Consider the following 7,061-nt stretch of genomic DNA (forward strand, 5'->3'; position numbering starts at 1 on the left):
AGCAAAAACATGGCTACAGAGGGAATCCCTTACTCTAGAGATTAATGACACTATCTGTTAAAATCAGGTTAGCGATCACTATACAGCCAACTCTACGGAATCGCTCTACTCTTGATACAGTCAACGGTACAGCCATTTTCAAGGGAAAAATGTACCCAGTAGCCTCTTTTCAATTTTTTCTGAGAAGCGACCTGCAGTAAGGGTTTTGTTAATTTTTTAGTATTTCTGTATGGGGGAAGTCCAGTTATTAGGCCTGGGTGCCTTGGTTAAACGCCAGTTAAAGCCAAAGCCAGACAGTGATAAGGCTTAATTGCCATAGAAAACGGGTTTCTTTGAGAAACCCGTTTTCTGGATTATGCTTATTTCCTCCCGACCAGGCCGGAGCGGGAATCAAAACTATAATTAGAATGATTAAACCCCAACCATAACACCGCCTCGATAACCGATAACCGATCGCTAAACATGGATCCATCTTTCGCCCTTACCCTGCAAATTGTCATCACTGTGGTGGCGGGGATTACAGCCCAAGTCATCGCCGAATACCTGAAAGTTCCCAGTATTGTCTTCCTGCTTATTTTTGGGATTGCTTTAGGGTCCGATGGTTGGGAAATTTTACACCCCCAAAGTCTGGGAATCGGCTTAGAAGTCCTTGTTGCTCTCTCTGTGGCGATTATCCTATTTGAAGGCGGTTTAAGCTTAAGCGGACGGGAATTAGGGCGAGTTTCTGGCAGTTTACGCAACCTTGTCACCCTCGGTACTTCCATCACTCTCATTGGCGGCGGTATGGCAGCCCACTGGTTGGGGGAATTTCCCTGGCCGATCGCTTTTCTTTACGCTTCTTTAGTGGTAGTAACCGGTCCGACGGTGATCGGACCTTTGCTGAAGCAAGTAGCCGTAGATCGGCGAGTGGCGACGCTTTTGGAAGGAGAAGGGGTATTAATCGACCCTGTGGGCGCAATTTTAGCCGTAGTGGTGCTAAATACGATTATTGATAGTCATGCCCGCCCCATGGAAATTATCACTGGTTTAACCCTGCGTTTAGGCATCGGGGCGGCGATCGGCATTGCTGGAGGGGGATTGTTAAGTTTTATTATAAAAACTTGCAATTTTCTGACTTTTGAGTTAAAGAATCTCGTGGTTTTAGCGGGAGTCTGGGGGTTATTTGGTTTATCGCAATTTAGTCGCAGTGAATCGGGGTTAATGGCGGTGGTAATGGCGGGAATTGTGCTAAAAGCGGCGGCAGTTCCCGATGAGCGGTTATTAAGGCGTTTTAAGGGTCAATTAACGACTCTTTGCGTGTCGGTACTGTTTATTTTACTAGCGGCGGATCTTTCGATCGCCAGTGTCATCGCTTTGGGTTGGGGCAGCGTCCTGACGGTGCTAGTCTTGATGCTGGTGGTACGTCCCCTGAGTGTGGCTCTGTGTACCCTAAAAAGTGACCTAAATTGGCGACATAAGCTATTTATCGCTTGGGTTGCCCCTAGAGGAATCGTTTCTGCCTCCGTAGCTTCTTTATTTGCCATTTTACTCACCCGTGCCGGTATTAATGGCGGTGAAGCGATCAAAGCTTTAGTCTTTTTAACAATTTTAATGACCGTTTTTATTCAGGGATTAACGGCGCGGTGGGTGGCAAAAGGGCTAAAAATCACTTCTTCTGCGGCAACAGGAGCAGTAATCGTCGGTTGTAATCCCCTAGGTCGCTTAATCGGTTGTTTATTCCAAGAACAAGGGGAAAACGTGGTTTTAATCGATACGGATGCCAGGGCCTGTCAGCAAGCAGAAGAAGACGGTTTGACGGTGCTGCAGAGTAGCGGACTTGATACAAAAATACTGCAAGAAGCAGGCATCGAATCCATGGGGACTTTTCTGGTTTTGACTAATAATAGCGAGGTTAATCTGGTTTTAGCCCAAAGAGCCAGCGAGGAATTTCATCCTCCCCGGGTGTTGGCTGCCTTTGCGGGAACCCCTAACCCAGATAAAAATAAGGTTAATCAGGTTTTTCTCCCTAGTTTTTCGGTCAAGGAATGGAATCAGTATTTAGACGATAATCAGATTAAATTGGGTAAAACTATCTTTAAAGGCAATGATTTGAGCGAACAACAGACCAGATTAACTAAATTAATTGAAAATGGCGAACTGCTGCCCCTACTATTGCGTCGCGATAATTCCCTACAGGTAGTAACAGAAAGGGAAGAATGGCGCACCGGAGACGAATTAATCTATATTCTGCGCGATTTACGCCCACAACTGCTTAAACGTCTTTCTGGTACTGTCAAAACCCGTTTATCTTTAGAAATCTTACCCGAAGTGGAAATCGCCACCAGTAGATAAGTGATAGGACAAAATTAACTTCTTGGTTAGGATAGGCACTTTGGCAACAGTAAAGGGATGGGCAGAGATTGAGCTTAACTTAGCTAAAAAAACCGGTACACTGATAATTGATAACTGATCACTGATCACTGCTTATGCCTCCTCGTTGGCCCCGTCAACCCGATCGCAAAAACGATCCCGCTTTCCGACGTTTAGATGATCGCATGAATTTCGCCGTTCATGTGGCGGCTTTTTTAGCGATTAATTCAGGGTTGTGGTTTTTTCATATCATTAAATTTTCCGATTGGACTTGGTTAAATCTGTTCACGGGAATTTGGGCTATTCTATTGGTGGGACATTTGATTTATATAGCGGCGATCGCTAACTACTCGGTAACATCCCATGGCTAATACAACTCAGGACATCGAAAATCTGGCGGCCCAAATCGGCGACAATATCTACATTGACGTGGCTAAATGGCATCTCTATCTCCGGGAAGCACATTTACACAGCGTCGTTGCCGAAAAAGTCTTCCCTTTGCTCGAAAACGACAGCTTAAGCGAGAATGCAGTCATGTCTATCCTGCGGGAGATAAAAGTCACCCTCGGAGGTGGTCATCTGCAAGTTTCTCTAGCGGATTTGTTACCCAGCAAATGTCAGATAGATTTAATCGATTTGCTAGAAGAATACCAAAAAAGTCGCTAAAATTTCCAAATAGTATGCCTGATAACTCGCAGACTAGGACTAACAGGCTAAAGTAGTTAGAAATAGTCCCCCAGAAGCAAACCATGGAAATAGGTGTTCCCAAAGAGATTAAAGATCAAGAGTTTCGCGTCGGTTTGAGTCCCAGTAGTGTGCGTGTACTCAATGATCGCGGTCATAGGGTATTTGTGGAAACGGCCGCCGGATTGGGTGCTGGATTCAGCGATGAAGATTACCAAAAATCTGGGGCCAAAATTGTGGAAAAAGCGGCACAAGTTTGGGATAAACCGCTAGTTGTCAAGGTAAAAGAGCCGCTTAAGGCAGAATACGGCTTTTTAAACAAGGAAGCTCTCCTTTTCACCTATTTACACCTAGCGGCCGAGCGCTATTTAACGGAAGCATTAATCGAGTCGGGAACAACTGCGATCGCTTATGAAACGGTCGAGCTTGCCGATGGTCGCTTGCCTCTCTTAACTCCCATGAGTGTTATTGCTGGTCGTCTTTCGGTACAATTTGGGGCCCGCTATCTGGAAAAACAACAGGGGGGTAGGGGAGTTTTACTGGGGGGTTTCCCTGGGGTGAGTCCTGGACAAGTGGTTATCCTTGGCGGTGGTGTGGTGGGTACGGAAGCGGCCAGAATTGCCATCGGTATGGGGGCAAAAGTAACTATTTTAGATATTAACGTCGAGCGCTTGGCCTATTTAGAAACTTTATTCGGTTCCCGGGTAGAATTGCTTTATAGTAGCCCGGCACAATTAGAAAATGTGGTTCCTAAGGCCGATTTATTGATTGGGGCAGTGCTAGTCTTAGGAAAACGAGCGCCGACTCTAGTTTCTCGCTCTTTAGTCGCCAAAATGAACCCTGGTTCTGTAATTGTCGATGTGGCAGTGGATCAAGGCGGCTGCGTGGAAACTCTGCGGGCCACTTCCCACAGTCAACCGACTTACCTGGAGTCGGGAGTAGTACATTATGGGGTGCCTAATATGCCTGGGGCAGTACCCTGGACGGCAACCCAAGCTTTAAATAATAGTACCCTACCCTACGTTATTAAATTAGCCGACCATGGCATAAAAGCTTTGGATCAAGATGTTTCCCTCGCTAAGGGGTTAAATGTCGCCAATCATCGGTTAATTCATCCAGCAGTGCGCGAAGTTTTTCCCGATTTGATTTGAATGTCAAAAAGGTGCGACTGAATTATTTTGGGCTGCTAGGAAAATCAGTCGTATCTATCTTAACAATTAAAACAGGATTAAGGTGGTTAATTCACTTGTACTTTAGCTATCTTGTTGGTTATAATCAGGGAATATCATCCCTAGGAAAATATTAAGGTAAAATGGTCAAATTTATCGATTTATTTGCCGGCATTGGAGGCTTTAGAATAGCTTTTGAAAATCTGGGTTGTCAGTGTGTTTTTTCCTCGGAGTGGAATAAATTTTCTCGAAAAACCTACGAAGCTAATTTTAACGATAGTCCCGAAGGGGATATTACTTTAATTCCCGCTTTAACAATACCAGATCATGATATATTGACGGCTGGGTTTCCCTGTCAGCCTTTTAGCATAGCTGGAGTAACTAAACACAATGCGTTAGGTACTCGCCATGGATTTGATCATCCCACTCAAGGAACACTTTTTTTCGAGGTTGTCAGAATTATTCGAGAAAAAAGACCGAAAGCATTCATTTTAGAAAATGTCAAAAATTTACAGAGTCATGACAAGGGTAAAACATTTGAAGTGATTAAAAATACCCTATCAGAGGATTTAAATTATCATATTTATTATCAGGTCATAGATGCTCGTTCTCTTGTTCCCCAGAACAGAAAAAGAATTTTTATTGTTGGGTTTGAGAAACCTAGCCGATTTATGTTTCCAGAAATACCAGATATTCATCCTAAAATTAAAGATATTCTTGAAGGGGAAGTTGATAGGAAATATACTTTAACAGATCATCTCTGGGATTACTTACAGAAGTATGCTGATAAACATAAAGAAAAAGGGAATGGTTTCGGTTATGGATTGGTTAATTTAGAGGGGATTGCCAGAACTTTGAGTGCTAGATATTATAAAGATGGTTCCGAAATTTTGATCCCTCAACAGGGAAAAAATCCCCGTCGTCTAACACCAAGAGAATGTGCAAGATTGATGGGATTTCCTGAAAAATTCATTATTCCTGTATCTGATAATCAAGCTTATAAACAGTTTGGTAATGCGGTTGTACCTCCTGTAGTAGAGGCAATAGGAAGGGAGATATTGCTAAGTCTTAATAATCCTATTTTAGATCAGAAAAATTTGCTTGATTCATCTCGCAAAAATCCAATTATCAAACAATTAGAACTTGCCCTAGTTTTTTAGTCCTAAAGATTTATGAGTGATATCTATAGCTTTAATGTTCAGGAAAATGAATTAATCGAGACAATTAAGAATGCTTATTATATGCAACCGGTGATCTCGAAAATAGACGCTATTTTAGCAATTCAAGATGTAGAGATATATCAAAATGCTTTCAATTATCTCTATGAAGTTATTCAAGGCTCAAAAGATGAAGTAGAAAAAATTATTAAACAAAGAAAGCTTCGGGGATTGATTAAAGATGAAAAACAAACTGCCAAAGCTGTGGTAGGAAACATATTTCCCTATGCGGTTATCTATATTTTTCTCAAAAATAAGGAGATCAAGAATATTGATCAACATATTTATATAACTAATAAAAAATCTGCTGTTCGAGGATTTGAAAATATATCCACTATTAAATTGGGTGATGGAGAACAACAAAAACCAGATTGTGATTTGATCATTTATTCTTACCATACTTCTGCAAATATAAGTGATGGTAAGAATCAAGAAATACCCTATCCTAAATGTATAATTTTATCGTTAAAAACTTCTTTGCGAGAAAGAGCATCGCAAACCTATAAATGGAAACTTTTGTTAGAAATAGCTAATGATCATGGTTCTAAAATTAAGGAAAAATACGGCATTAACTATAATGTTCCAGAAATTCCTCTTATCTGTTTTGTTACAGTTAATTTTTACAACGAAATTAACAATCCTCAACAACGAGGAATGTTAAAATTTTTTGATAAAGCATTTTTGGCCAAAAAATTAGATAATGAAAAAGAGACAGATTTAAATAGACAAAAATCCCAAGATTTTATTAGTCCCTTATCAGAATTAGTAGATTTTGTTAGAGACTTTTTTAAACTGTAAAGTCAGGAAAAATTACACGTTATTTTAGGAGTTATCAACGAACAGCAGGAGGATTTTACTAGACTTGATTTTTCGGAAAATATCAAAACAGAAACCGAGGCAATCAGAAAAGTTAGAATCGGACAAAACTTTTTTAGAAAGACAATTTTAGCCCTATATAACTATCGTTGCTGTATTACAGGAAATCCCATTCCTCTGTTACTAACAGCTAGTCATATATTACCCTGGAGTCAATTTCCCGAACAACGTTTAAACCCTCATAATGGCCTGTGCCTAGCTCGTACTCATGATACTGCTTTCGATCGAGGTTTAATTAGTTTTGATGAGGATTTAAGATTAATTATTGGCCATGAGATCGAAAAAAAGGCTCAGGATCAAGGTAGTGAGACGTTAGAACTAAATTTTATCAACTATCGCGGTAAAACTTTAAATGTTCCCGATCGCTTTTTACCAGATTTGGATTTTTAAAACTATCATCGCTATCATATATTTCAGGGCTAAAAGTACGATAAAGTCAATTAAATTCTCAATTGAATTACTTTGTTTATGATTGAGTTTGTGTAAAACACTTTTGCAATTTAAGCTTGTGTATAAAGTTTTATGTACAGATTCAACATTTCTGGTCACTAAGCCACAGCAAATCCCGTATATTTGCGTACTTTAGGATAACGAAAGCCGAGTACTATATCTTCTTTGGGAATACCTGGACTTCCCCCATACATAAATACTAAAAAATTAACAAAACCCTTACTGCAGGTCGGTTCTAAGAAAAAATTGAAAAGAGACTACTGGGTACATTTTTCACTTGCAAATGGCTGTACCGTTGACTGTATCTGGAGTAGAG

General features: G+C 40.7%; 9 protein-coding genes. 7 read left to right on the forward strand and 2 right to left on the reverse strand.

Going from position 1 to position 7,061, the window contains the following annotated elements; genetic code table 11:
• Positions 1-277: 277 nt before the first annotated feature.
• A complete protein-coding gene (locus IM500_RS05610; RefSeq protein WP_190718552.1) occupies positions 278-472 on the reverse strand; it encodes a hypothetical protein in 195 nt (64 codons plus the stop codon).
• Here IM500_RS05610 and IM500_RS05615 point away from each other — a divergent pair.
• The 7 genes from IM500_RS05615 to IM500_RS05645 all read left to right on the forward strand — a co-directional run bounded on the left by IM500_RS05615 (position 463) and on the right by IM500_RS05645 (position 6,685).
• Positions 463-2,331 carry a cation:proton antiporter gene (locus IM500_RS05615; protein ID WP_190718556.1) on the forward strand — a complete coding sequence of 623 codons (1,869 nt, stop codon included), beginning with the start codon at positions 463-465 and terminating at the stop codon, positions 2,329-2,331. The two genes, IM500_RS05610 and IM500_RS05615, sit on opposite strands and share 10 nt — an antisense overlap.
• Before the next feature lie 134 nt (positions 2,332-2,465).
• Entirely contained in the window at positions 2,466-2,720 is a 255-nt protein-coding gene (locus IM500_RS05620) for a hypothetical protein (protein WP_159294608.1), read from the forward strand.
• Positions 2,713-3,015, forward strand: coding sequence for a DUF3181 family protein (locus tag IM500_RS05625; protein WP_002761852.1), 303 nt, complete (start codon positions 2,713-2,715; stop codon positions 3,013-3,015). The genes IM500_RS05620 and IM500_RS05625 overlap by 8 nt, the downstream gene beginning before the upstream one ends.
• Positions 3,016-3,098: 83 nt before the next feature.
• Entirely contained in the window at positions 3,099-4,184 is a 1,086-nt protein-coding gene (ald, locus tag IM500_RS05630; protein WP_287737933.1) for an alanine dehydrogenase, read from the forward strand.
• A gap of 161 nt (positions 4,185-4,345) precedes the next feature.
• The gene (dcm, locus tag IM500_RS05635) at positions 4,346-5,362 is read left to right on the forward strand and encodes a DNA (cytosine-5-)-methyltransferase (protein WP_190718562.1); all 1,017 of its coding nucleotides are present in this window, start codon (positions 4,346-4,348) and stop codon (positions 5,360-5,362) included.
• A gap of 12 nt (positions 5,363-5,374) precedes the next feature.
• Complete coding sequence (locus IM500_RS05640) at positions 5,375-6,217, forward strand: BsaWI family type II restriction enzyme (protein ID WP_190718565.1); 843 nt, start codon at positions 5,375-5,377, stop codon at positions 6,215-6,217.
• A gap of 174 nt (positions 6,218-6,391) precedes the next feature.
• Positions 6,392-6,685, forward strand: a complete 294-nt coding sequence (locus tag IM500_RS05645) for an HNH endonuclease (protein WP_287737935.1) — start codon at positions 6,392-6,394, stop codon at positions 6,683-6,685.
• 158 nt (positions 6,686-6,843) lie between these two features.
• On the opposite strand, the gene IM500_RS05650 is transcribed toward IM500_RS05645, so the two are convergent.
• Positions 6,844-6,939, reverse strand: a complete 96-nt coding sequence (locus IM500_RS05650) for an element excision factor XisI family protein (RefSeq protein WP_242034497.1) — start codon at positions 6,937-6,939, stop codon at positions 6,844-6,846.
• Between the last annotated feature and the right edge of the window lie 122 nt (positions 6,940-7,061).

It is taken from the genome of Microcystis sp. M179S2, assembly GCF_020245805.1.
Lineage (GTDB): Bacteria > Cyanobacteriota > Cyanobacteriia > Cyanobacteriales > Microcystaceae > Microcystis > Microcystis aeruginosa.